This window comes from Pseudonocardia terrae, assembly GCF_021343995.1.
Lineage (GTDB): Bacteria > Actinomycetota > Actinomycetes > Mycobacteriales > Pseudonocardiaceae > Pseudonocardia > Pseudonocardia terrae.
The window spans coordinates 22,892-46,041 of sequence record NZ_JAJTTE010000053.1 but is presented as its reverse complement, the minus strand read 5'-3'; the positions used below and the strand labels follow the sequence as shown (position 1 = coordinate 46,041).

The following is a 23,150-nucleotide window of genomic DNA, read 5'->3' as shown; positions in this document are numbered from 1 at the left end:
GCACCCAACAAGCGCGGCCTCACCGCCTACGACCACTGAACACCAGCTTCAAGGATCGATCATCTAGTCGTGACGCTAGAGGGGTGCATTCGGACCGATCGACGACACGCCATCGCGTCGGATAGCGAAATCTAGGGTCGGCACGAGACGCGCGGATACCGTGCGATCCATGGATCCGGTGCGCAACCCGTTCGCTCCCGGCGCAGGTCAGCGGCCCCCGGAGCTGGCGGGCCGGGACCGCGAGGTCGACGCGTTCGAGATCGTGCTGGAGCGGGTCTCGCGGGGACGCCCGGAGCGCAGTCTCGTGTTGACCGGGCTGCGCGGCGTCGGGAAGACGGTGCTGCTCGGCGAGCTGCGGTCGATGGCGGTGCGCGCCGGCTGGGGGTCCGGGAAGATCGAGGCCCGGCCCGACGCCGATCTCCGCCGCCCGCTCTCGGCCGCGCTGCACCGGGCGATCCGCGACCTGGCCGTCCAGCACCCGCGGCAGGAGCGCGTCGACGAGGTGCTGGGCGTGCTCAAGGCCTTCGCCCTGCGCGCCTCGCCCGACGGCGCGCGGATGCGGGAGCGCTGGCAGCCCGGCATCGACGTGCCGGTGCGCAACGGCCGCGCCGACTCCGGCGACATCGAGATCGACCTGGTCGAGCTGTTCACCGAGGTCGCGGAGCTGGCCAGTGAGGTCGCCACCGGGATCGCGATCCTCATCGACGAGATGCAGGACCTGCGGCCCGACGACGTCTCCGCCCTCTGCGCCGCCTGCCACGAGCTCTCGCAGTCCCGGATGCCGCTGGTCGTGGTGGGCGCCGGGCTGCCGCACCTCCCGGCGGTGCTGTCGGCGTCGAAGTCCTACTCGGAGCGGCTGTTCAAGTACGCCCGGATCGACAAGCTGGACCGTAAGGACGCCGACTTCGCGCTGATCGCCCCGGCCGAGCGCGAGGACGCGGCGTTCGACGCCGAGGCCCTCGACCAGCTCTACGAGCGCTCCGGCGGCTACCCGTACTTCGTCCAGGCCTACGGCAAGGCCTCCTGGGACGCCGCGCCGACCAGCCCGATCGGGGCCGCCGACGTCGCCCTGGCCGCACCGGAGGCGGAGGCCGAGCTGGCGGTCGGGTTCTTCGGGTCGCGGTACGAGCGCGCGACGCCCGCGGAGCGGGAGTACCTGCGCGCGATGGCCGAGCTCGCCGAGGGGACGGACGAGCCCGTCGTCACCTCGACGATCGCGCAACACCTGGAGCGCAAGCCCTCCTCGCTGTCGCCGGCTCGGGACAGCCTGCTCAAGAAGGGCCTGGTGTTCTCGGCCCAGCGCGGTCAGATCGCCTTCACCGTGCCCCACTTCGGCCGGTACCTGCTCGCCTCCACCTGAGGCGGCGCTGGGCCGAACGAGTGAAGAACGTCTTCCGGGAGGGGATGCGTAACGCCCCGGCCGGAGCAGACGACTCCTGGGGTAGCCCCGTGGCGCTGTCGGACCCCCGACCTGGCAGCTCCACGGGGCCTCCTCGTTCCGGGGCGGCCCTGCGGGACCCGTCGCCGCGCCCGACTCGTCCCGAGGCGACACCGCCGGGTGACGGTGTCCGTGCTGCCCGTAGCATCACCCCGGTGCCGGACCCGAAGTTCGAGATCCAGATGCTGCACGACCGCGTCATGATCAAGATCGTGGAGGCGGCGGGCGAGCGGCGGAGCTCCTCGGGGATCGTCATCCCGGCCACGGCCCAGGTCGCCAAGCGGCTGATCTGGGGCGAGGTCTTCGGCATCGGCCAGCACGTCCGCGGCGTCAAGGTGGGCGACCGGGTCCTCTTCGCTCCCGAGGACCAGTACGAGGTGGAGGTCCAGGGCTCCAGCTACATCGTGATGCGCGAGCGCGACCTGCACGCCGTCGCGACGGAGCGCACCGAGCACGGAACCGGCTTGTACCTGTAGAGCGCGCGGCGCGCGGCACGACCGTCCCGGGGCACGCGGGGCGGTGGACATCGGTGGGGAAGGAACACGGCCTGATGCCCGAGCGGCAGCCCTCGCCCGGCGAGGTGGACGAGCAGCGCACCGGCGGCGGGGGGAACGGCGCCCGCCCGGCCACGGACGGCCCCCGACCGGTCGCGGGCCCGCGCACGGACAGTCTGCGCGGCGACGCGCTGTTCTCCCCGTCCCCGCGGCCCACGCCGCAGCCCCCCGAGCAGGGCCGGGACGGGGCCCACACGAACGGGGCCCACACGAACGGGGCCCACACGAACGGGGCCCACACGAACGGGGCCGCCGCGACCGCCGTCGAGCCGATCAGCCGGCCGTCGCCCCGCCCGAAGGGTGTGGGGGGCGACGGCGCCGAGGCGCCCGTCGCGACGTCCACGGGCTCCCCGACGTCCACGGGCTCCCCGACGTCCACGGGCTCCCCGACGTCCACGGGCTTCGCGACGTCCACGGCCGCCGCGACGTCCGAGACGTTCGCGACGTCCGCGACCTCCGCGGCGAACGGGAACGCCGCCACCGGCGACGGCGCTGCGAACGGCGCGGGCACGAACGGTGCGGGCACGAACGGTGCGGGCACGAACGGCGCGGGCACGAACGGCGCGGGCACGAACGGCGCTGGGAACGGCGCTGGGAACGTCGCTGGGAACGTCGCTCGGAACGGTGCTGGGAACGGCGCGGGCGCGGATGGTGCCGCCGCGGGGCTCGCCGGCGCGACCGGAACCGAGGCTGGGGCGAGCACCGGCGCCGGTACGGGTGCCGCCGGGACGGCGCCGGCCGACGACACCGGGAATGGCGCGGCGGCACAGGCGGCTGCCGGCACCGGGCCCGCTGCTGCCGCGGAGGCCTCCGGATCGGCCGCGGCTGCGGCTCCTACCGTGGCGGCGGGCTCCGGATCCGCGAACCCCCCGGTTTCCGCCGCGGACGGTGCCCCTTCCGCGACCTCGATCCCTGCGTCCGGCTCGGCCCCGACCGCCCCGACCGCCCCGACCGCCGCAATCGGCTCGACCGCCGCGATCGACCCGACCGCCCCGATCACCCCGACGGCCGCGATCGGCCCGCCTGCTCAGACCGGCCCTGCCGGAACCCCGACCTCCGCGTCGGCCTCGTCCGAGGCGCCGGCCGCCGACCCCGCGCCCCCCCCGGCGGGCGCCCAGTCCTCCGCCCCGCCGGCGGGCGGCCTGCCCTCCGCCCCGCGGGCGGGCGACCCGCCCTCCGCCCCGCCTGGCGACCAGTCCACCGCCCCGCCGGCGGACGACCGGCCCACCGCCCCCGGTTCTCCCGTCGCAGCGTCCGGCCCCGCGGCCCCGGCCGGCCCGGCCTCGAGCGCCGACGAGCGCCCCACGACCGTCCATCCCGCCGCGACCGGGTGGAGCGCCGAGGACACGCAGGTCCTCCCGCGCGCCGCTGCCGCGGCGGCGTCCGTCGACCAGCCGACCGATCGCCTCGGCGCCCAGCCGACTCAGCGCCCTGGCGCTCAGCCGACCCAGCACCCCGGCGCTCAGCCGACCCAGCGCCCCGGCGCCGCAGCCCACCCCGTCGACCCGGTCGACCCGCCGACCGAGCAGTTCCGCATGCCCCCCGGCGGGGCGGTGCCGCCGACCCGGACCGCCGGTACCCCGCCGACCGGGAGCGGTCCCGCCGGCGCCGGCAGGGGCGGCGGTGGTCGCCGCAGGAAGCCGCTGCTCGTCGTCGCCGGCGTCCTGGCCGTGCTCGGCCTCCTGTACGTCGCCGACCTCGTCGTCTCGGCGGGCGACGTGCCCCGGGGGGTCACCGTCGCCGGGCTCGAGATCGGTGGCCTGTCCAAGGCCGACGCCCGGCAGCGTCTCCAGGACGCGATCGAGCCCCGGTCGTCGCTCCCGGTCCGGATCACCGCGGGCCCGGTGCAGAGTCAGATCGACCCGAAGACCGCCGGCCTGGAGGTGGACTACCAGGCCACGATCGACCAGGCGGGCGCGCAGCCGCTCAACCCGATCACCCGGATCACGTCGTTCTTCTCCGAGCACGAGGCCGGCGTGATCAACAAGGCCGACGAGCGGTCGGTCACCACCGCCCTGGAGCAGCTCAAGCCGGTCGTCGACCAGGCCCCCGTCGAGGGCAACGTCCGCTTCGAGGGCACCACCCCGGTCGCCGTCCCGCCGGTCCCAGGACAGACGCTCGACCTGGCCACCGCCGTCGGAGTGCTGGAGCGGGAGTGGGCCTCGGGTGCGCCGGTCGCGCTGCCGCTGATCCCGCAGCCGACCGCCACCACGAACGACGACGTGCAGGAGGCGATCGAGAAGGTCGCGACGCCGGCCGTCTCCGCGCCCCTGACCATCAAGGGCGAGGGCGCCGACGCCGCCCTGCAGCCCGCGGACATCGCGAAGGCCCTGACCTTCCGCGCGGACGCGGCGGCGAGCCCCAAGCTCGTCCCGGAGATCAACAACGAGGCCCTGAAGGCGGTCGCGTCGCCGCAGCTCGCCGCGACCGAGAAGCCAGCCCGCGACGCGAGCCTGGACTTCTCCTCCGGCACCCCGACCGTCGTCCCCTCGCAGGACGGCCGCGGGATCGACTACGACAAGACCCTCGAGAACGTCGTCGCGGTGCTGACCGGGACCGGTGAGCGCAGCGTCGTCGCAGTGTACGCCGATCAGAAGGCCGAGCTGACCACGGAGAAGCTGTCGTCGCTCGGGATCACCGGCGAGATCAGCTCGTTCACCACCGGCGGCTTCGCGGCCGACTCGGGCCAGAACATCAAGCGTGCGGCCGAGCAGGTCAACGGCACCATCGTGCAGCCGGGCGAGACGTTCAGCCTCAACGCCAGGACCAACCCGCGCAACGCGGCCAACGGCTACGTCGAGGCCGGCATCATCGAGAACGGCCACTCGGCCCGCGGGATCGGCGGCGGCGTCTCGCAGGTGGCGACCACGCTGTACAACGCGGCGTACTTCGCCGGCATGGTCGACGTCGCGCACAAGGAGCACAGCTTCTACATCAGCCGCTACCCGGTGGCCCGCGAGGCCACGGTGTTCGACGACCTCATCGACCTGAAGTTCCGCAACGACGGGCCGACCGGCGTGCTCATCCAGACGGCCTGGACCCCCTCGAGCCTCACGGTGAAGATGTTCGGCACCAAGCGCTACGAGGTGACCTCGGAGACCGGGCCGCGCACCAACCCGACCGAGCCGCAGACCATCACCATCCCGCCGGGCCAGGCCTGCACCCCGTCGAAGGGCGCGCAGGGCTTCACGGCCACGGACACGCGGGTGATGCGAAACCTCGAGACCGGCGAGGTCACCCGGAAGACCCGCACGGTGAAGTACAACCCGTCACCGAACGTGATCTGCGGCTGACCTGCCGTCGGACGATCGGGGCGAGCGGCCGTTCAGCCCTCGCGTGATCGGGGTCACGGTTCGTACCCTCCTCGGACAACGACGTCGAGGAACGGGGGCACGGATGCGCATCGCGGACGTCCTGCGGAGCAAGGGGCACGCCGTCGCGACGATCGAGCCCGAGGCCACGGTGACGGCGCTGCTCGCCCGTCTGGCCGAGGGGAACTACGGCGCGCTGCCGGTCGTCGCCGACGGCCGGCTCGTGGGGATGGTGTCCGAGCGCGACGTCGTCCGGAAGCTGTACGAGCAGGGCGCGGCCCTGCTGGAGGTCGCCGTTTCCGAGATCATGACGACGGTGGTGGCCACCTGCACGCCCGAGGACAGCGCGAGCGACCTCGCCGTGGTCATGACGAACCGACGGGTGCGGCACCTGCCGGTCGTGGTCGAGGACGAGCTGCGCGGCATCGTGTCGATCGGCGACCTCGTCAAGGCGCGGATCGACTCCCTGGAGCGGGAGCGCGAGCAGCTGGAGTCCTACATCGCGCAGTGAGCAGCTGACGCTGCCCGTGCGCGGTGAGTGGTGCCGGAGCACCACTCACCACCCACAGGGAGCCGCGGGCATGGACTAGAACGCGGCCTCGTCCAGCTCCATGAGGGAGTTGTCGGCCGCCTCGACGATCGCCTTCTCGGCGGTCAGCCGCGGCAGGACGGTCCTGGCGAAGAACCGGGCGACGCCGATCTTGCCCTCGTAGAAGTTCTTGTCCTTGGCCGAGACGTCGCCGGCCAGGGCCTGCTGCGCGACGTCGGCCTGGCGCAGCAGCAGCCAGCCGACGAGCAGGTCGCCGACGGCCATCAGGAACCGCACCGAGTGCTGGCCGACCTTGTAGAGGTTCTGCACGTCCTCCTGCGACGCGAAGAGGTAGCCGGTCAGCGAGCCGAGCATGCCCTGGACGTCGGCCAGGGCGGTGGCCAGGAGACCGCGCTCCTCCTTGAGCCGGCCGTTGCCGGTCTCGTTCTCGAGGAACGCCTGGATCTCGCCGGCCACGGCCATCAACGCCTGGCCGTCGTTCTTGACGATCTTGCGGAAGAGGAGGTCGAGCGACTGGATCGCCGTCGTGCCCTCGTACAGCGAGTCGATCTTCGAGTCGCGGATGTACTGCTCGAGCGGGTAGTCCTGCAGGAAGCCCGAGCCGCCGAGCGTCTGCAGGGACTGCAGCAACTGCTCCGACGCCCGCTCCGAGCCGACGCCCTTGACGATCGGTAGCAGCAGGTCGTTGACCTTCTCGGCCAGGTCGAGGTCGATCACACCGTCGCCGCCCTGCCGGATCCTGTCCTGGAAGGTGCCGGTGTAGAGGTAGAGCGCCCGCAGGCCCTCCGCGTACGCCTTCTGCGTCATCAGCGAGCGGCGGACGTCCGGGTGGTGCGTGATGGTGACGCGCGGGGCGGTCTTGTCGGTCTGCCGGGTCAGGTCCGGGCCCTGCACGCGCTCCTTGGCGTACTCCAGCGCGTTCAGGTAGCCGGTCGACAGGGTCGCGATGGCCTTGGTGCCGACCATCATCCGGGCGTACTCGATGACCTGGAACATCTGCGCGATGCCGTCGTGCACCTCGCCGAGCAGCCAGCCCTTCGCCGGGACGCCGTGCTGGCCGAAGGTGAGCTCGCAGGTCGTGGAGACCTTGAGGCCCATCTTGTGCTCGACGTTGGTGACGAAGGCGCCGTTGCGCCCGCCCAGCTCACCGGTCCCGCCGTCGAAGTGGAACTTGGGCACGAGGAACAGCGACAGGCCCTTGGTGCCGGGCTTCGGGTCGAGGCCGGGCGCCTCGGGGCGGGCCAGGACCAGGTGCATGATGTTCTCGGTCATGTCCTGGTCGCCGGACGTGATGAACCGCTTCACGCCGTCGAGGTGCCAGGAGCCGTCCTCCTGCAGCACGGCCTTGGTGCGGCCGGCGCCCACGTCGGACCCCGCGTCGGGCTCGGTGAGCACCATGGTGGCGCCCCAGCCCTTGTCGATCATGATCTCGGCCCAGTGCCGCTGCTCCTCGGTGCCGTTGGCGTGCACCACCGAGGCGAAGTTTGGGCCGGCCATGTACATGTACAGCGCCGGGTTGGCGCCGAGGATCAGCTCCGACGCCGCCCACTGCACCGACGGGGGCACGCCGAAGCCGCCCAGCTCGACGGGCAGGGAGAGCCGGTGCCATTCGCCGTCCCACAGGGCCCTGTAGGAGTCCTTGAAGGACTGCGGCAGCGTGGCCGTGTGGGTCGTCGGGTCGAAGACCGGCGGGTTGCGGTCCGCGTCGGCGAAGGACTCGGCCAGCGGTCCGGTGGCGAGCGTGTTCAGCTCGCTCAGGATGCCTTTCGCGGTGTCGGTGTCGACGCCCTCGAACGCACCCGTGCCGAGCTGCTCCTGGACCCGGAACACCTCGAACAGGTTGAACTCGAGATCGCGCACGTTGCTCTTGTAGTGGCCCATCGCGGTGCTCCTTCCTGCCGACGGGTAACTCGTCTGCGGCAGCTTATTACTCGTCGGTAACCACGGCAACCGTCATCGACTTCGACGAAAGCCGGTCACACCTTTGTGTCGATCTGTTGTGCACGGAGCGTGTGTGATCCAAGGTGTCCGCGGGGCGGATGTGACTCCTGTGACCACAGAAGTCACCCGGATGGGCAGGGGGCCACGATGGATCGTCGGCGTGCGGTGACGGGCGTGGTGCGAGGGGACCTCACGCGCCGCGGCTTCGTCCTGGGTGGACTCGCGGCGGGGGCGTTCGTCGCCGCACCGGGGCTCGCCCGGGCCGGCGAGATGCCGGCCGGGGGCCCCCTGACGGACGGCGTGGCCTCGCCGGACATCGTCGACTGCGCGGGCTGGGGCGCCCGACCGAACAGCGCGATCGTCCCGATCTGGAACCAGCGTCCGGTGAAGATCCTCGTGCACCACACGGCGTCGGCCAACGTCGCCGACACGAGCCGCGGCGCCGCGGACCGGGTCGCGCGCGCCATCCAGAACTTCCACATGGACAGCCGCGGCTGGCTCGACACCGGGCAGCACTTCACGATCAGCCGCGGCGGGTTCGTGCTGGAGGGCCGGCACCGCTCGCTCGAGGTGCTGCGGATCGGGCAGCGTCAGGTCGAGGGTGCGCACTGCACGGGGCAGAACGTCGTGGCGATCGGCATCGAGAACGAGGGCACCTACATCGACCAGGAGCCGCCGGGCGCGCTGTGGGACTCCTTGCGCGCCCTGTGCGCATACGCCTGCAACCAGTACGGCATCGCGCCGACCGAGCTGTACGGGCACCGGGACTTCAAGAACACGATCTGCCCCGGCGACCAGCTCTACGGCATGCTGCCGCGGCTGCGCAGCGAGGTGGCGGAGGTGCTGGGCCGCGGCGTCGAGGAGGCGGACACGCAGAAGGCGAGCTGGCCGCTGCTGCGCGCGGGCGACACCGGCGACGTCGTCCTGGCCGCGCAGTACCTCCTGCGCGACGCGGGGCTGCGCACGAACGTCGACGGCCGCTACACCCCGGCCACCACCGCCGCCGTGACCGAGTTCCAGCAGACCACCGGGGCCGAGGAACCCAACGGCATCCTCGGCGGCGAGTCCTGGCCCGTGCTGGCCCGGACCGTGGACCGGACCGGGGAACCGGGATCGGACGCCGCCCGGGCCGTCGAGGTCCTCGCCTCGGGCCGGGCCCGGAACACGCGGGGTGGGCCGTCGGGCCGCACACGGAGCGTGGGAAGCGGCCCTTCCGGCGGAACCGCCGAGGCCGTGCCCGACGTCGTCGACCGGCCGGCCTGGCAGGACCTCCTCGGCACCTCCGGCGCGCCGGCGAACACCGCGGTCGACCCGAGCGGCCCGCCGCGCTGACGGCACCACATCGGACACGCCGAACCTGAGAACCGCCCTCACCCGATCGGTCGGTCGTGTCTGCGCCGATGCGGGGGCGGGACGCTGCACCGCCCCGGATCGCTACGCTCGGTCGTCGCACGGTCGGCGGGCCGTAAGGGGGTGGAGCGGTGTCCGAACCGGACCCGGGCGAGGCGCTGGCCGGGGTGCCCGCGGCGCGCCGGCTGGTCCGCGCGATCGCCGCGGACCCCGGCGCCGGCGTGGTGTGCGACGTGGTCGGGCCGGCCGGGGCCGGCAAGTCCACGACCCTGCGCGCCGTCGCCGCGGCGTGGTCCACATCGGTCAGGACCTCGATCGAGGCCGGCAGCGAGGGGGGCGAGGACACGCCCCTCGTCGTCGACGACGCGCACGAGCTTCCCGGTCGCACCCTCGACCTGCTGTGCGAGCGCGCGGCCCGCCCCGGCGCGCGGCTCGTCGTCGCCCGTCGCCCGTGGCCGCGTGGCCCGCAGCTGGCCGCCCTCGGCGCCGCGCTGAGCTCCCACCGCCCCCCGCTGCTGCTCGGCACGCTCGATCGCACCGGCGTGGGGGCGCGCGCCGCGCGCCTGCTCGGCGCCCCCGCCGCCGATGCCCTGGTCGAGCACGTCCACACGAAGACCGCCGGCCTCCCCGCGCTGGTCGACCGGATGCTGGCCGAGATCGTCGAGCGGATCGGGCCGCAGAACCGCGCCCGGCTGTTGCGCGACACCCCGCCCGGCTCCGTGCGGGTCCCGGTGCCGACGGGGTTGCTGGACCAGCTCGGGCACCGGCTCTGGGCCCTCGACGCCCGGGTGCGGGAGCTGGCCGTCGCCGTGGCCCTGGGCGCCCCGCTCGACGCCGAGGTCCTGGTCCCCCTGCTCGGCCTGCTCGACTCGGCGGGCGGCGGGATCGACGAGGTCGACGAGCTCGTGGAGGAGGCCCGCGCCGCGTCCGTCTTCACCCCCTCCGGCGGCCCGGCCCCGCTCATGACGAGCGCGATCCTGCGGGTCACCCCGGAGGCGCGGCGCCTCGAGATCCGCCGCACGCTCGCCGAGATCGAACTGGACCGCGGCGGGAGTGTGCTCACGGCGGCACGGGGGATGCTCGGCACCGGCGCGACCGGCACCCGCTCCGCCGAGGTCTTCACCGCCGCCGGCGACGAGCTCTCCCGCACCGCCGCCGACGAGGACGCCGGGCCCTTCTACGCCGCCGCCGTCGCCGCCGGGGCCCCCGCGCTGCCTCTGGCCGCGCGCCGCGCCGAGGCGGCGATCCGGGCCGGCCGGCTCGACGACGCCCTCGCCGAGGCCGACCAGGTGCTGTCCTCACTGGACCGGGTCGACGTCGACGACGCGCTGCGCGCCGGGACCGTCGCCGCCGCGGTCCTCGCGCACCGCGGCATGCTCGCCCGCAGCGCCGAGCTGTACCGCTGGACGGCCGGGGCGGGTGCGCCGACGGCCCTCGCGATCCCCGCCCTCGTCGGCACGGGTGCGCTCGACGAGGCGCGGGCCGCGCTGCACACCCCCGCCCCGCCGCCGGTCCCGAGCGGACCCGCGACGTCGGCCGGAGCCGTCCTCGGTGCCCCGCCCGGCTTCGGCGGCGGCGCGGCCACCGGTGGCCCTGCCCGGCCGCCGACCCTGCTCGCCGGCGCCGAGGAGCTCACCGCCCAGGGCGTGCTCGACTCGGTCACCGGCTCGCCGACCCGGGCGCTCTCCCAGCTCGCGCGGGCCGCCGCCCTGCTCGAGTCGTCCACCCGGGCCGCGCTGCTGCCGGACACCCCGGCCGCCCTCGCCGCGCTGGTGGCGGTGCAGACCGGGGAGCTCGACGTCGCGAGGTCGCTCCTGGAGCGCGCCGTCACCGTCCGGCTGGGGGGTCCCGCGGCCGCGGCCCGGCACCGGCTCCTGCTCGGCTGGATCGCCCTGAACCGCGGCGCCTTCGGGTCCGCGCGCGGTCATCTCGACGCGGTGGGCCGGGACGCGCTCGAACCCCGCGACGAGCTGCTCGCCTCCGCGCTGGAGGTCGCCCTCGCCCGCCGCGCCGGCGATCTCGCCTCGCTCATGCCGCTCTGGGCCCGGGCGCGCGAGGCGATCGTGCGCCACCCCGTCGACCTGTTCGTGCTGCAGCCGCTGGGCGAGCTGGCGATCGCCGCCACCCGGCTGCGCGAGCCGAGCTGGGTCCGTCCGCACCTCGACGAGGCCGAAGCCCTGCTCGACCGGCTCGGCAGCCCGCCGCTGTGGGCCGCGCCGCTGCACTGGGCCCGGCTGCACGCCGCGATCCTGGTCGAGGACCGTGAGGAGGCGGCCGCGCACGCCGCTGCCCTGCAGGGCGCGGCCTGCGGCAGCCGGTTCGCCGAGGCCATGGCCGTCGCCGCGCCGCACTGGGTGGCGCTGCTCGAGTCCCGGGTGGACCCCGTCGCGGTCGAGGCCGCCGCGCGCGGCCTGCACGCCGTCGGCCTGTCCTGGGACGGCGGCAAGCTGGCCGGCCAGGCCGCGATCCGCACGGACGACCGCAAGGCGATGAGTGCGCTGCTGACCTGTGCCCGGGCGCTGCAGGGCCAGCAGGCGCCGGCCCGTCAGGACCCGGCCCCGGAGCCGGCCGGCTCGTCCGTCGGATCGTCGGCAGGGTCGTCGGCGGGGGTCCCGGTCGAGGACGAGCCCGCCGACGGCCAGCTCTCCGACCGCGAGCGCGAGGTCGCGGCGCTGGTGCTGGAGGGCCTGACGTACAAGCAGATCGGCGAGAAGCTGTTCATCTCGGCCAAGACCGTCGAGCACCACGTGGCCCGGATGCGCCAGCGGCTCGGGTCGACGAGCCGCGGCGAGCTGTTCGCGCAGCTCAAGCGGATCGTCGGCTGACTAGCGGCCGGATGTCAGCGCAGCCGGGCGAGCATCCCCTCGCAGCTGCGCACCACGACCCGGGCGGCGTCGGCCGTCGTTCGGCTCGCCAGCGGGCTCTCCGCCCGTCGCTGCCAGCGGACCACGGCGTCGAGCGCGGCCGCACGCAGCTCGTCCGGCCCCGTCGCGGCGTCGAGGCCGAGCCGGGCGGCGACGCCGCTTCCGTCCCCGCCGAGGAGGCGCTCGGCGTCGGGCAGCGCGTCGGCGGGGAAGGTGACGGTGCCGGCCCGCAGGGCGGACAGCATCCGCAGCTCGACGAACTCGTGGGCGCCGGCGAGGATCCGCTCCATCTCCGCCGCGATCGGCTGCGCCGTCGGGCGGGGCTCGCGCTGCAGCACCAGCTCGACGGCGAGCAGCGCGGACCGCGCCTTGAGCAGCTCGCGGCGCTCGGCGAACTGCGTGGCGAGCACCGAGCGCAGCTCCTCGAGCCCGCTGCGCCGGACCAGCTCGGCGGCCAGCGCCGACGGGTCGGTCACGCCCTGGCGGATCAGCGTGGTGCCGAGCCGGACGCCGAAGAGCCCGAACCGCTCCACCAGCCGGCGCCGCACCTCCGGCGCGGGCGCCCCTTCCACCTCGCGGTTCGCGAACCGGTCCGCGGACAGGAGCAGGGCGTCGAGCTCGGCGCGCGGCATCCCGGCGAGGGCGGCCATCGCGGCGTACTCGTCCTGCCGCATGGTGCGGCCGGTCTGGGCGAGCAGCCCGGCGACGGCGACGACGGTCTGGCACAGCCCCCGGATCTTCGGGTCCGCCCGGTACCGGCGGGCGATGCGGCGGGCCGAGGTGAGCGCGTCGAGCCGCCCGACGCCGATCTCGTCCGCCCGCGACAGCACGGCGATCGTGTTCACCGGGGTCGCCCGGGCCACGCCGCGGTCCAGGAAGGACTCGAGGAACCGCACGTCCGTGCTGTGCAGGTGCCGCATCAGGTAGACGACGGCGTCGGCCTGCGAGGGCGAGTCCTCGGGGGCGAGGAAGGCGCCGGCGCGCGCGGCGGCGTCGGCGGACAGCGAGGCGATGCCCGGGGTGTCGACGAGCGAGGTGGTCCGCAGGTACTGCGACGGCCAGTCGACGACGAGCCGGTCCACCTGCTCGGCCGGCAGCCCGCCGAGGTCGAGCTGCAGGGCGCCCTGCGACCGGGCGATCGTGAGCTGCCGGGGCGCTCCCGCGCGCGGGAACAGCTGCACCCGCGGCGCCGGGGCGTCCTGGTACCAGGTGACGACCCGGGTGCACTCCCCTGCGTCCGTCGGCGCGATCTCCTCGCCGACGAGCGCGTTGAGCAGCGTCGACTTGCCGGCCTTGACCTTGCCCGCGATCGCCACGCGCAGCGGCTCCTCGAACCGGGCCAGGTGGTGGCGCAGCCAGCCGACGGCCTGCGGACTGTCCGCGTAGACGTCGATCGTGCGGCGGAGCAGGGTGCGGACCTCGGCACCCAGGCCGACGGGCTGCGCCGGGGTCCGGAGGGTGGAGTGTTCGCTCACTTCTCGTCCACCAGCGCCCGGGCCCGCGTCGCCAGGGACTCGACCCGGCTGATCTCGGCCTTCAGGTCCTCGATCCGCTTCTGCCGGCCCGAGACGTCCGAGGTCACCGCGCCCTGCGCCGCCGCCACCGAGGTCGCGAGCGAGACCGACAGCTCGTCGGCGAGCACGGTGAAGTGGTCCCGCAGCTGGCGCTGGGCGCGGCGCAGGGTGTCCCGGGAGTCCTTGCCGACCTGGAAGGTCACCTCGTCGATGTGTCGGCGCACGGCCGTCTTCGCCTCCGCCCGGCGTCGCTCGCGCTGGCGTTTGCGCTCGTCGCGCACGGTCTTGCCGCCGAAGAGCAGACCGGCCGCGATCGAGAACGGGTTGAGCAGGGCGAGACCCGCGAAGCTCGTCGCGAGGCCGATCATCAGCAGGCCGCCGTAGCCGCCGCGCATGCCGACGAACAGCTTCTGCCCGATCCCGAACTTCTCGCCCTCCGGCTGCTCGAGCGCCTGGACGGAGCCACCCAGCCGGCTCCCGTCGATGTGGATCTCGGGGAGGGCGGCGTCGGCACCCTCGGCGAAGTGCTCGGAGACCTGCTCGGCGAGCCAGCGGGCGCGTTGCGCGGTCCAGACGTAGTTCGCCGACGTCGCCTGGCTCACCTGCTGGTGGAACCACTGCGCGAACTGGTCCCAGATGTCGGCGGGGTCGGCGTCGTCGAGCAGCTGCTCGGCCTCGCGGGTGACCGCGCGGAGCCGGTCCCGCAGGTCGTACTCGATGTCGGAGATCAGGTCGGCGACGCCGTCGTTGAGCGTGATCTGCCAGCGCGCCGAGCGCTGCCGCAGATCGTCCGCCCGCGCCTTCGCCCGGGTCAGCTCCTCGACCAGCGCCTCGGCCCTGCCCGGGTCCTCCAGCGCGGCGAGCTCGGCGGTGAACTGCGCGGAGAGCTGCTCGGCGACGGCCCGGACGTCCTGGCTGGTGGAGCGCCGGTCCAGGTCGTCCGCCCGCGCGACGACCTTGCGCAGCAGGAACCCGACCAGCGGCGCGAACCCGGACTCGCTCATCAGCTCGGCGTCGCCGGTCTCGGCGCCCGCCAGCCGCAGCGCCGACGACACGGGGTAGATCTCCGCCTCGACGCCGGCCCGCCGCAGATGGCCCTTGTCGAGCTCCACGATCTGGCGCCAGTGCGGGTAGAGGTCGGTCTTGGTGACCACGCACCCGACGTTGGGACACAGGCCCATCGCCGAGCGCAGGAAGTCGATCTCCGGGGCGGTGTACTCCTGCGCGGCGTCGGACACGAGGACGACGGCGTCGGCGGTCGGCAGGGCGGCCATCGTCGCGGCGCCGTGGGCGGAGCCCAGCCCGCCGACGCCGGGGGTGTCGACCAGGACGAGGCCGCTCTGGAGCAGCTTGCGCGGCAGGGTGACCTCGGCGTGGTGCAGGCCGGCGCGGTTCTCGGGGTTGCCGGCCTCGGAGACGAAGTCGGCCAGCCGGGAGGTCTCGACGACCGTGCGCTCCTCGACGGGCTCCCTGGAGTCGAGCGGGGCTCCGTCCGCCACCCCCGGCGGCACCCTCACCAGGGTCACGGTGGTGGTCTCGGCGAACCGGACCTCGGTGGGCACCGCGGTCGAGATGTCGTCGTCGACGGGGCAGACCGGGGCGTTGACCAGCGCGTTCACCAGCTGGCTCTTGCCCTGCTTGAACTCCCCGACGATCAGTACCCGCACGTTCGGGTCGGCCAGCCGAGCCCGGGTCGCCTGCAGCCGGACGGCGAGGTCCGGGCGCTCGTAGGCCGTCGTGGCCTTGAGCGCCAGATCGACCAGCTGGACCGCTGCCGGTACCGCCACCGAATCGTCGTCCTCTCCGGTCCCGGGCGCCGGGACACCTCTCCGCATTCTGCCTACACGACGACCGCGTCCACGACGAAGGCCCCGACACCCTCGGGTGAGGGTGCCGGGGCGTCCGGTCACGCGGGAGGCGCGTCAGGCGGTGACGAACGAGTCCTCGACGGACACGTCGTCGGTCGTGACACCCACGTTGTGGGAGTCGTTCGTGCTGTTGTCGGTCGTGCTGTTGAACGAGTCGGTGCTGCTGTTGTCGACGTCCTGGTCGAAGTTGCCCGAGTCGGACACGCTGTTGTCGCTGTGGTCGTTGCCCGAGTCGTTGATGCTGTTGTCGGTGTACTCGTTGCCCGAGTCGTTGATGCTGTTGTCGCTGTTGTCGACGCCCGCGTTGCCGCCGGTGGCGAAGGCGGAGCCGTCGTCGACCGTGAGGTCGCCGCCGACGTTCGTGCTGGTGGCGCTGCCGTTGCCGAAGGCGGTGGTGTTGCCGTCGCCGTCCACGACCTGGTTGCCGTCGCCGACGACGTTCCCGTTGCCGGTGGTGATCGTGGAGTCCTCGATGTCGCCGCCGGCCGCCACGGCGCCGTCACCGGACGCGGTCACCGCGTCGATGTCGATGTCCTGGCGGAAGTCGCCGCCGTCCGTGTCGATGACCTGGTTGATCGAGTTGTCGACGATGGTGTCGCGGTCGTCGACCCAGTTGTTGGTGACGTAGGTGTTGAGGTACTTGACGGCGTGCTCGTGGTCGGACTCGTGCGGCTCCTTGTGCGGGGGCGGCGGCGGGGTGTGGTGGTGGTTGCCGCCGGTGTCGTGGTTCCGCTCGAAGTCCGAGTCGTCGTTGTCCTGGATGAGGAGCGCGGCGTCGTGCACGTCCTCGGCGGTGAACCCGGTGAGCCCGCAGCCCTGGATGTAGGCGGCCGGGTCGGCCTTGAAGGCCTCGGCGGCCTCCGGGTCCTTGAGCAGGCTCAGCAGCAGCTCGATCAGGGTCTGGGGGGAAGCCATGTCAGTCGTCTCCGTGCAGGTCGTGAGGTCGGGAGGAGGAGGGGAGCGGGATCAGAGCGCGACGACGGAGTCGTCGACGTCGATGTCGCCGGTGTCGACCGTGAAGTTGCCCGAGCCGTTCTGGCTGTTGTCGGTCGAGGTGTTGAACGAACCGTCGTTGCTGTTGTCGACGTCCTGGTGGGTGTTGAAGGAGTCGTCGACGCTGTTGTCGCTCTCGTCGTTGAACGAGTCGTTGACCGAGTTGTCGGTCTCCTCGTTGAACGAGCCGTTCACGCTGTTGTCGCTGTTGTCCACGGAGGCCGAGCCGCCGGTGGCGAAGGCCGAGCCGTCGTCGACCGTCACGTCGCCGCCGACGTTCGTGCTGGTGGCGCTGCCGTTGCCGAAGGCGGTGGTGTTGCCGTCGCCGCGCACCACGTCGTTGCCGTCGCCGACGATGTTGCCGTTGCCGGTGGTGATCGTGGAGTCCTCGATGTCGCCGCCGGCCGCCACCGCGCCGTCGCCGGAGGCCGTCACCACGTCCGTGTCGATCGTCTGGCGGAAGTCGCCGCCGTCGGTGTCGATGTGCTGGTTCACCGAGTTGTCGACGACGGTGTCGCGGTCGTCGACGTAGTTGTTGGTGACGTAGCGGTTGATGTAGTCGACCGCGCCCTTGTGGCCGTCGTGGTCGCCCTCGTGGTGCCCGCCGCCGTGGTGCGGGGCCGCCGCGGCCGCGACCAGGTGGTTGCTGCCGGTGTCGTAGTTGCGGTCGAAGGAGGCGGTGTCGTTGTCCTGGATCAGGACGAGGGCGTCGTGCACGTCCTCGGCCGTCAGGTCCTCGAGGCCGGCGTCGCGCAGGGTGCCGTGGGGGTCGTCGCGGAAGTCCTGCTGGAGGTCGCGGGACTCCTGGTCGTTGCCGATGAGCTTGAGGAGGAACTCGAGCAGCGTCATGGGGATCGTCTCCGTGGATCGTGTGTCGGTGTCGCGCCGGGCGAACCCGGCTGGCGTTGATCCGAAAGGTAGGAGCGCGGGGCCGACCCGCCATCGGGGATCGGGCACGGTTCCCCACCGGGTGGCATAGGGGATCGGGGCCGGGCCGGTTAGGGGCTTCCGGGGCCCCGCACCCCCCGGCGTCACCCGATCGTGTCAGCAGGGGGTCGGGGACGATAACGGCGCGGCGCCGCCACGCGATGGCGTGACAGGCGTGCGGGGGCGCGCCGGGGGCAGAGCTGCCGGTGATCGGCGGGGGGAACGACGATGGGCTACCAGCTCGGTATCGACCTGGGCACGACGTACAGCGCGGCGGCCGTGTGCCGCCCGGCGGGCGAGCACTGGGTCGCGCCGGAGATGGTCGCGCTCTCGGGCCGCCGCACGGACGTGCCCTCGGTGCTGTTCGTGGGGCCCGACGGCGAGGTGCTGGTCGGCGACGCCGCCGAGCGCCGCGCGGTGACCGACCCGGACCGGGTCGTCCGCGAGTTCAAGCGCCGCGTCGGGGACTCGACGCCGATCGTCGTCGGCGGGCGCACCTGGGCGCCGGAGGAGCTGTGCGCCCGGCTGGTCCGCTGGATCGTCGACGAGGTCGCCGACCGCGAGGGGGGCCCCGCCGAGCGGATCGCCGTCACCCACCCCGCCTCCTGGGGCCAGCACAAGCTGGAGCTGATGGCCGAGGCGCTCGACGCGCAGGGCCTCACGGTGACCTTCCTGGCCGAGCCCCAGGCAGCGGCGCTGCACTACGCGGCGGGCGAGCGGGTCGCCGCGGGCTCCACCATCGCCGTCTACGACCTGGGCGGCGGCACGTTCGACGCCGCCGTGGTGCGCAAGACCGACCGCTCCCACTTCGCCCTGCAGGGGCGGCCCGAGGGGATCGAGCGGCTCGGCGGGGTCGACTTCGACCAGGTGGTGTTCGACCACGTCGTCGCCGGGCTGCCGGAGGCCTTCGAGGGTCTCGACGACGCCGATCCGGCCGTGCTCGCCGCCGTCGCCCGGCTGCGTCGCGAGTGCACCGAGGCCAAGGAGGCGCTCTCGGCGGACACCGAGACGGCGATCCCGGTCCTGCTGCCGGGCCACCGCGGCTCGGTCCGGCTGCACCGCAGCGAGTTCGAGGACGTCATCCGCGACCGGGTCGAGGAGACCGTCGAGGCGCTCCGCCGGGCCGTCGCCTCGGCGGGGCTGCAGCCGGCGGCGCTCGACGCCGTGCTGCTCGTCGGCGGGTCCTCCCGCGTGCCGCTGGTCGGGCAGCTCGTGTCGCAGGAGCTCGGCCGGCCCGTCGCCGTCGACACCGACCCGAAGAACGCGATCGCGAAGGGGGCGGCGCTCGCCGTCTCCCCGCGGCCCACGGCGTCCTGGCCGGCGGTGGCGCTGGCCCCGGTGCCCGGTGGGGCCGCGACCCCCACCGGCGGGTTCCCGGCGCCGTCGCCGAACGCGCTCAGTTCCACCTCGGGCTCGCTGCCCGCGCTCATCGGGGCCACCGTGGCGATCGGCGCGCCGGGCGGCGGCGCGACCGGCCCGATCGGGGTCGTCGGCCCGGCTGCGTCCCCCTCATCGACCGGGGGCGGGTCGACCGGGGGCTGGGCGCCCGTCGGGCCTCCGCCACGTCCCGGACTGCCCGGCGCCGCGCCCACGGACCCGGACTGGGAGTACGACCCCGAGCCCGGGGGTCGTCGCCGCATGCCGGTCGGCCTGCTGGTCGGTCTGGGCGGGGCGCTCGCCGCCGTGGGTGTGGTGGCCGCGGCGGTGTTCTGGCCCTCGGCCGCGCCGGCCGTGAGCAGCGGGGTCGGCGGGATGAACGTGCCGGTCTCCGGCGCCCCGGCCGCGGACCCCACCCCGGCGGCGGCCACCCTCGACCCGACGACCGCGGGCCGGGCCCCGTCTTCGGAGACCGGGTCCGCGGGGTCGGGCGGCAACGCGACCACGGGCCGTGCCCCCACATCGCCGGCCGGCGGCGCGGCGCGGCCCCCGGCGGCGGGTGGAGCCGCCCCCGCTGCGCCCGTCGTCCCCGCGGCCCCTGGTCCGGCCGCGCCGGGGTCGTCGACCCCGCCTCCCACCTCGTCCGGCAACGACGCGGGCGGGGGCAACGGCGGTGCCGGCGGGAACGACGGTGGGGCCGGCGGGACTCCGGGTGGCGGCACCAGCGGCGGCAACGCCGGTGGCAGCACGGGTGGCAGCAACGCCGGTGGCGGGAGCACCGGCGGCACGGGTGGCAACACCGGCGACACGGGTGGCAGCACCGGCGACACGGGTGGGAGCACCGGCGGCACCGGAACGAACCCGGGAACCTCCACCCCGCCCCCCGCGACGGACGGCGCCCCCACCAGCAGCATCCCGCCCGCCCCCTCCACCACCGCCCCGGCCGGCGGCACCCCCTGACCCACCGGACCGCCAGCGTTATGGCTCCATAACGCTTTCGAACGGGCTGGCTGGCAGCGTTGTGGCTCCACAACTCCTCCCGACGCCGGCGGGGCCGGTGTCCCGTACGTGGCCGGGAGGAGGCCGCCGGGTGTCCCGTCACCCGATCCGGGTCTCGGTTGCGTCTCGGCTCCCGTACTCGGCGTGACGTCCCGCATCCGCCGACCGATAGTCGACTGCGGCGCCCCGGAGTGGGCACCGGACGACGGTTCGAGTGGTGAGGAGGGCCCCGCGGTGGGTCGGCTGGCAGGGTTCGTGATCGGTCTCGAGGCCGCGGCGGTCGTCGTCGCGTATCTCGCCTTCGGATGGCCGGTGCTGCTGATCGGGATCCCCGCGCTGGTCGGTACCGCGTTCGTCCTGCTGTTCGTGCACCTCTCCGAGAAACCCCGCGCCCGCCTGCAGGAGGCCCGCGCGGCCCGCTACGAGGAGGCCCCGGTCCCCGGCGGGCTCATGAGCGGGTTCTACGAGGTCCCGGCCCCGCGCGCCGTCGCGGAGGTCGATCGCACCCGGGCGTGAGCTGCCGACCGCCCGCCGCCGTGCCACGGTGGTGAGGTGGCCCGAGGCGTGCACCCGTGCTGACCGGCCTGCTGTTCGCACTCTGCGCGACCGTCCTCAACACCGGGGCGGGGCTGCTGCAGTCGGAGGCGGCGCAGCACACCGAGTCCCGTACGCACCTGGCTCTGCGCCCGCTGTACCTGGCCGGCCTGCTGGTCGACTGCCTCGGCTGGATCTGCACGGTCGTCGCGCTGCGGCACCTTCCGGTCTTCGCGGTGCAGGCCGCGCTCGGCCTGTCCATCGCGCTGACCGCGGTGGCGACCTGGGCGATCTACGGGATCCAGCTGCGGACGGTGGACAAGCTGGGTGTCGCCGCGTGCGTCCTCGGGCTCGGCGTGGTCGCGGGGAGCGCGGGCGGTGAGACCCCGGCCGACTTCTCCGGCACCGCGATCGTCGTGCTGATCGCGGGCGCCGCGGCGCTGGCCGTCGGCGCGATCGCGGTCTGGCGGCTTCCCGTGGCGTGGCCCATGTCGTTGATCGCCGGGTTGGGCTTCGGCGGGACCTCGCTGGCGGTCCGTGCCGTGCACGTGTCGCCCGTGGCCAGCTTCGACGTCGGCGAGCTCGCCGGGCAGCCGGCGACCTACCTCATCGGGCTGTACTGGGTCGTCGGGATCACCTGCTACTCACGGGCGCTGGCGATCGGCAACCTCGCCGGCGTCACGGCGGTGTTCTCGGTGACCGAGGTGATCGTGCCCGGGCTGGTCGGCATCGTGCTGCTCGGCGACCCGATCCGGCACGGCTGGCTGATCCCCTTCGCGGCCGGGCTCGTGATCGCGGTCGCGGGCGTGGTCGCCCTCGCGAATGCGCCGACGCCCGCGGCCGGGCATCGTCGTCGCCGGCACGTCCGCTGAGAGCCGAGGAGTACCGATGCCGACCTTCACCCGCGACGGGGTGACCCTGCACTACGAGGAGCACGGCTCCGGTTTCCCCGTGCTCCTGCTGGCGCCGGGCGGGCTGCGCTCCACGATCGACGCCTGGCAGCGCGGCCCGTGGAACCCGATCGACGAGCTCGCGCCGCTCTACCGGGTCATCGCGATGGACCAGCGCAACGCGGGGGGCGGCTCCTCCGGCCCCGTCTCGGCGTCGGACGGCTGGGACACCTACACCGGCGACCAGCTCGCCGTCCTCGACCACGCGGGCGTCGAACGGGCGCACGTGCTGGGCATGTGCATCGGGGGCGCGTTCATCGCCAACCTGCTGCGCACGGCGCCGGACCGGATCGCCGCCGCCGTCGCGCTGCAGCCCATCGGGCTGTCGGACAACCGCGACCGGTTCCACGAGATGGTCCGGGGCTGGGGGGAGGAGCGCGGGGTCCCCGCCGAGGACCTCGCCGGCTTCCGGGACAACCTCTACGGCGGCGACGACGTGCTGTGGAGTGTCTCCGACGCCGACGTCGAGCGCTTCACCCACCCGATCCTGGTGCTCATGGGCGACGACGAGTTCCACCCGCAGGCGGCCTCTCGTCTCCTGGCCCGGGTGGCGCCGGACGCGTCGTTGCTGGAGTCGTGGAAGGACCCCGACAGCATCCCGATGGCGCAGAAGGCGGTCGCCGAGTTCCTGGCCGCGAACACACCGGCCTGAGATCCGTTTCCTCCACGACGACGGGTGCCCCGGTCCGTCAGGATCGACCCATGACCTGGGACGACGTCGTCGCGATCGCGACCGCACTGCCGGAGGTCGAGGTGTCGACCTCCTACCGCACACCGGCGCTGAAGGTCCGCGGGAAGGGCTTCGCCCGGCTACGCACGGAAGCGGAGGGCGGGCTCATGCTGGTCTGCGGCACGGACGAGAAGGAGGCCCTGCTCGCCTCGGGCGACCCGACCTTCTTCACCACGCCGCACTACGACGGGCACGGCTCGATCCTCGTCGACCTGGCGACGGTCGATCCGGCGCAGCTCAGCGAGCTCGTCGAGGAGGCGTGGCGACGGAAGGCGCCGGCCCGCCTGGTGCGCGACCGGGACGCGGATCAGGCCCGGTAGGTCTGGACCAGAGTGTCGCCGTAGCGGGTGACGTCGGCCAGGTGCAGCGACACCTTGCCGCGATCCTCCGGCCAGAACCGCAGGCCGCCGCCGATCGCGACCGGGAAGACCTGCAGCCGCAGCTCGTCGACCAGCCCGGCGGCGAGCAGGGTGCGCACCATCGTGGCGCTGCCGTTGACCAGTAGTGGTCCGCCGTCGCCCTTCTTGAGCTCCGTCACGGCGTCGACGACCGCGCCCGTGAGCGGGCGGGCGTTCCAGGTCAATTCCTCGGGGCGCGAGGTGGCGACGTACTTGGGCAGCGCCGTCATCCGCTCGGCGAAGTCCCCCTCGCGCTGTGGCCACGCCCCCACGAAGCTCTCGTAGGTGGTGCGGCCCAACAGCAGCCCGCCCGCCTCGACCACCTCGCGGTACTTGAACTCGAAGAACTCGGGGGTGCCGTGCTCGGCCACCCAGCCGGTGTGCGGGTGCGTCGGCTCGCCGCCGGGCGCCTCCATCACGCCGTCGAGCGTCACGAACTCGGAGACCACGATCTCGCGCATCGGTGCCGTCCTCTCCTGTCTCGGATGTCCCCCTTCCGACCGGCCGAGGCCGCGCAACTCATCGGACCGTCCGGCATCGCGCCCGCCCGGGAGCGCCACCACCTCCGGCGGCCGGGGCCAGTGCAACCGGACGGGTCGTGCCGGATTCCCGGCGGGCCGTGATGCGGGCGCGCAGCCGGGCGAGGTGCCCGTCGAGGCCACGGGGGACCTCGGGGACGACGAAGGCCCAGCTCCGGTGTGGACACCGTGTGAGCTGGGCCTTCGGTGAGAGAGCGGATGACGGGAATCGAACCCGCGTATTCAGCTTGGGAAGCTGATGTTCTACCATTGAACTACATCCGCAGTGCGTGAGAGCGACTCTAGCATCCCCGCTGCGGCCCTCGATCCACCT

The 23,150-nt window shown here is 73.8% G+C and carries 18 protein-coding genes and 1 tRNA gene; 11 read left to right on the top strand and 8 right to left on the bottom strand.

Features of this window, described 5'->3' with window-relative positions:
* The first annotated feature begins 169 nt into the window (after nucleotides 1–169).
* Together LWC33_RS27570 and LWC33_RS27565 are read left to right on the top strand one after the other, a co-directional pair.
* Complete coding sequence (locus LWC33_RS27570; RefSeq protein WP_233307604.1) at nucleotides 170–1,360, top strand: ATP-binding protein; 1,191 nt, start codon at nucleotides 170–172, stop codon at nucleotides 1,358–1,360.
* A 233-nt stretch (nucleotides 1,361–1,593) separates the two neighbouring features.
* The gene (locus LWC33_RS27565) at nucleotides 1,594–1,914 is read left to right on the top strand and encodes a GroES family chaperonin (protein WP_233307603.1); all 321 of its coding nucleotides are present in this window, start codon (nucleotides 1,594–1,596) and stop codon (nucleotides 1,912–1,914) included.
* A 1,105-nt stretch (nucleotides 1,915–3,019) separates the two neighbouring features.
* Here LWC33_RS27565 and LWC33_RS27560 read toward each other — a convergent pair.
* A complete protein-coding gene (locus tag LWC33_RS27560; RefSeq protein ID WP_233307602.1) occupies nucleotides 3,020–3,340 on the bottom strand; it encodes a hypothetical protein in 321 nt (106 codons plus the stop codon).
* Between the two features lie 187 nt (nucleotides 3,341–3,527).
* Between LWC33_RS27560 and LWC33_RS27555 the strand changes: the two genes are divergently transcribed.
* The gene (locus LWC33_RS27555) at nucleotides 3,528–5,285 is read left to right on the top strand and encodes a VanW family protein (protein ID WP_233307601.1); all 1,758 of its coding nucleotides are present in this window, start codon (nucleotides 3,528–3,530) and stop codon (nucleotides 5,283–5,285) included.
* Between the two features lie 103 nt (nucleotides 5,286–5,388).
* The gene (locus LWC33_RS27550; protein ID WP_233307600.1) at nucleotides 5,389–5,814 is read left to right on the top strand and encodes a CBS domain-containing protein; all 426 of its coding nucleotides are present in this window, start codon (nucleotides 5,389–5,391) and stop codon (nucleotides 5,812–5,814) included.
* 75 nt (nucleotides 5,815–5,889) lie between these two features.
* On the opposite strand, the gene LWC33_RS27545 is transcribed toward LWC33_RS27550, so the two are convergent.
* On the bottom strand, nucleotides 5,890–7,734 hold the full coding sequence (locus LWC33_RS27545) for an acyl-CoA dehydrogenase (RefSeq protein ID WP_233307599.1): 1,845 nt from the start codon (nucleotides 7,732–7,734) through the stop codon (nucleotides 5,890–5,892).
* Nucleotides 7,735–7,968: 234 nt separating this feature from the next.
* Between LWC33_RS27545 and LWC33_RS27540 the strand changes: the two genes are divergently transcribed.
* Nucleotides 7,969–9,126: a peptidoglycan recognition protein family protein gene (locus LWC33_RS27540; RefSeq protein ID WP_233307598.1), complete on the top strand. Its 1,158-nt coding sequence runs from the start codon at nucleotides 7,969–7,971 to the stop codon at nucleotides 9,124–9,126.
* Between the two features lie 149 nt (nucleotides 9,127–9,275).
* Entirely contained in the window at nucleotides 9,276–11,969 is a 2,694-nt protein-coding gene (locus tag LWC33_RS36265; RefSeq protein WP_233307597.1) for a helix-turn-helix transcriptional regulator, read from the top strand.
* A 14-nt stretch (nucleotides 11,970–11,983) separates the two neighbouring features.
* On the opposite strand, the gene LWC33_RS27530 is transcribed toward LWC33_RS36265, so the two are convergent.
* From LWC33_RS27530 to LWC33_RS27515, 4 genes are all read right to left on the bottom strand, one after another.
* Nucleotides 11,984–13,483 carry a dynamin family protein gene (locus LWC33_RS27530; protein ID WP_233307596.1) on the bottom strand — a complete coding sequence of 500 codons (1,500 nt, stop codon included), beginning with the start codon at nucleotides 13,481–13,483 and terminating at the stop codon, nucleotides 11,984–11,986.
* The gene (locus LWC33_RS27525; RefSeq protein ID WP_233307595.1) at nucleotides 13,480–15,309 is read right to left on the bottom strand and encodes a dynamin family protein; all 1,830 of its coding nucleotides are present in this window, start codon (nucleotides 15,307–15,309) and stop codon (nucleotides 13,480–13,482) included. The genes LWC33_RS27530 and LWC33_RS27525 overlap by 4 nt, the downstream gene beginning before the upstream one ends.
* Before the next feature lie 135 nt (nucleotides 15,310–15,444).
* Nucleotides 15,445–16,305 carry an IniB N-terminal domain-containing protein gene (locus LWC33_RS27520; RefSeq protein WP_233307594.1) on the bottom strand — a complete coding sequence of 287 codons (861 nt, stop codon included), beginning with the start codon at nucleotides 16,303–16,305 and terminating at the stop codon, nucleotides 15,445–15,447.
* Between the two features lie 51 nt (nucleotides 16,306–16,356).
* Nucleotides 16,357–17,232, bottom strand: coding sequence for an IniB N-terminal domain-containing protein (locus LWC33_RS27515; protein WP_233307593.1), 876 nt, complete (start codon nucleotides 17,230–17,232; stop codon nucleotides 16,357–16,359).
* A 306-nt stretch (nucleotides 17,233–17,538) separates the two neighbouring features.
* Here LWC33_RS27515 and LWC33_RS27510 point away from each other — a divergent pair, with 306 nt between their 5' ends.
* The 5 genes from LWC33_RS27510 to LWC33_RS27490 all read left to right on the top strand — a co-directional run bounded on the left by LWC33_RS27510 (nucleotide 17,539) and on the right by LWC33_RS27490 (nucleotide 22,220).
* The gene (locus LWC33_RS27510; RefSeq protein WP_233307592.1) at nucleotides 17,539–19,647 is read left to right on the top strand and encodes an Hsp70 family protein; all 2,109 of its coding nucleotides are present in this window, start codon (nucleotides 17,539–17,541) and stop codon (nucleotides 19,645–19,647) included.
* Nucleotides 19,648–19,920: 273 nt separating this feature from the next.
* Nucleotides 19,921–20,202 (top strand): hypothetical protein, encoded by a 282-nt coding sequence (locus LWC33_RS27505; protein WP_233307591.1) that lies wholly within the window; start codon nucleotides 19,921–19,923, stop codon nucleotides 20,200–20,202.
* Nucleotides 20,203–20,258: 56 nt separating this feature from the next.
* Nucleotides 20,259–21,092 (top strand): DMT family transporter, encoded by an 834-nt coding sequence (locus tag LWC33_RS27500; RefSeq protein WP_233307590.1) that lies wholly within the window; start codon nucleotides 20,259–20,261, stop codon nucleotides 21,090–21,092.
* Between the two features lie 16 nt (nucleotides 21,093–21,108).
* Entirely contained in the window at nucleotides 21,109–21,822 is a 714-nt protein-coding gene (locus LWC33_RS27495) for an alpha/beta fold hydrolase (protein ID WP_233307589.1), read from the top strand.
* 50 nt (nucleotides 21,823–21,872) lie between these two features.
* Nucleotides 21,873–22,220, top strand: a complete 348-nt coding sequence (locus LWC33_RS27490; RefSeq protein WP_233307588.1) for an MmcQ/YjbR family DNA-binding protein — start codon at nucleotides 21,873–21,875, stop codon at nucleotides 22,218–22,220.
* Here the strand turns inward: LWC33_RS27490 and LWC33_RS27485 are convergent.
* Nucleotides 22,208–22,759, bottom strand: coding sequence for a dihydrofolate reductase family protein (locus LWC33_RS27485; protein ID WP_233307587.1), 552 nt, complete (start codon nucleotides 22,757–22,759; stop codon nucleotides 22,208–22,210). The genes LWC33_RS27490 and LWC33_RS27485 overlap by 13 nt on opposite strands.
* A 271-nt stretch (nucleotides 22,760–23,030) precedes the next feature.
* Nucleotides 23,031–23,101 (bottom strand) — tRNA-Gly (locus LWC33_RS27480).
* Nucleotides 23,102–23,150 lie beyond the last annotated feature (49 nt).

Excerpts from the sequence above, each read along its gene's own strand:
- LWC33_RS27555 (WP_233307601.1), top strand. The coding sequence starts at position 3,528 with ATGCCCCCCGGCGGGGCGGTGCCGCCGACCCGGACCGCCGGTACCCCG.
- LWC33_RS27570 (WP_233307604.1), top strand. The coding sequence starts at position 170 with ATGGATCCGGTGCGCAACCCGTTCGCTCCCGGCGCAGGTCAGCGGCCC.
- LWC33_RS27490 (WP_233307588.1), top strand. The coding sequence starts at position 21,873 with ATGACCTGGGACGACGTCGTCGCGATCGCGACCGCACTGCCGGAGGTC.
- LWC33_RS27495 (WP_233307589.1), top strand. The coding sequence starts at position 21,109 with ATGCCGACCTTCACCCGCGACGGGGTGACCCTGCACTACGAGGAGCAC.
- LWC33_RS27485 (WP_233307587.1), bottom strand. The coding sequence starts at position 22,759 with ATGCGCGAGATCGTGGTCTCCGAGTTCGTGACGCTCGACGGCGTGATG.
- LWC33_RS27515 (WP_233307593.1), bottom strand. The coding sequence starts at position 17,232 with ATGACGCTGCTCGAGTTCCTCCTCAAGCTCATCGGCAACGACCAGGAG.
- LWC33_RS27545 (WP_233307599.1), bottom strand. The coding sequence starts at position 7,734 with ATGGGCCACTACAAGAGCAACGTGCGCGATCTCGAGTTCAACCTGTTC.
- LWC33_RS27510 (WP_233307592.1), top strand. The coding sequence starts at position 17,539 with ATGGGCTACCAGCTCGGTATCGACCTGGGCACGACGTACAGCGCGGCG.
- LWC33_RS27520 (WP_233307594.1), bottom strand. The coding sequence starts at position 16,305 with ATGGCTTCCCCCCAGACCCTGATCGAGCTGCTGCTGAGCCTGCTCAAG.
- LWC33_RS27550 (WP_233307600.1), top strand. The coding sequence starts at position 5,389 with ATGCGCATCGCGGACGTCCTGCGGAGCAAGGGGCACGCCGTCGCGACG.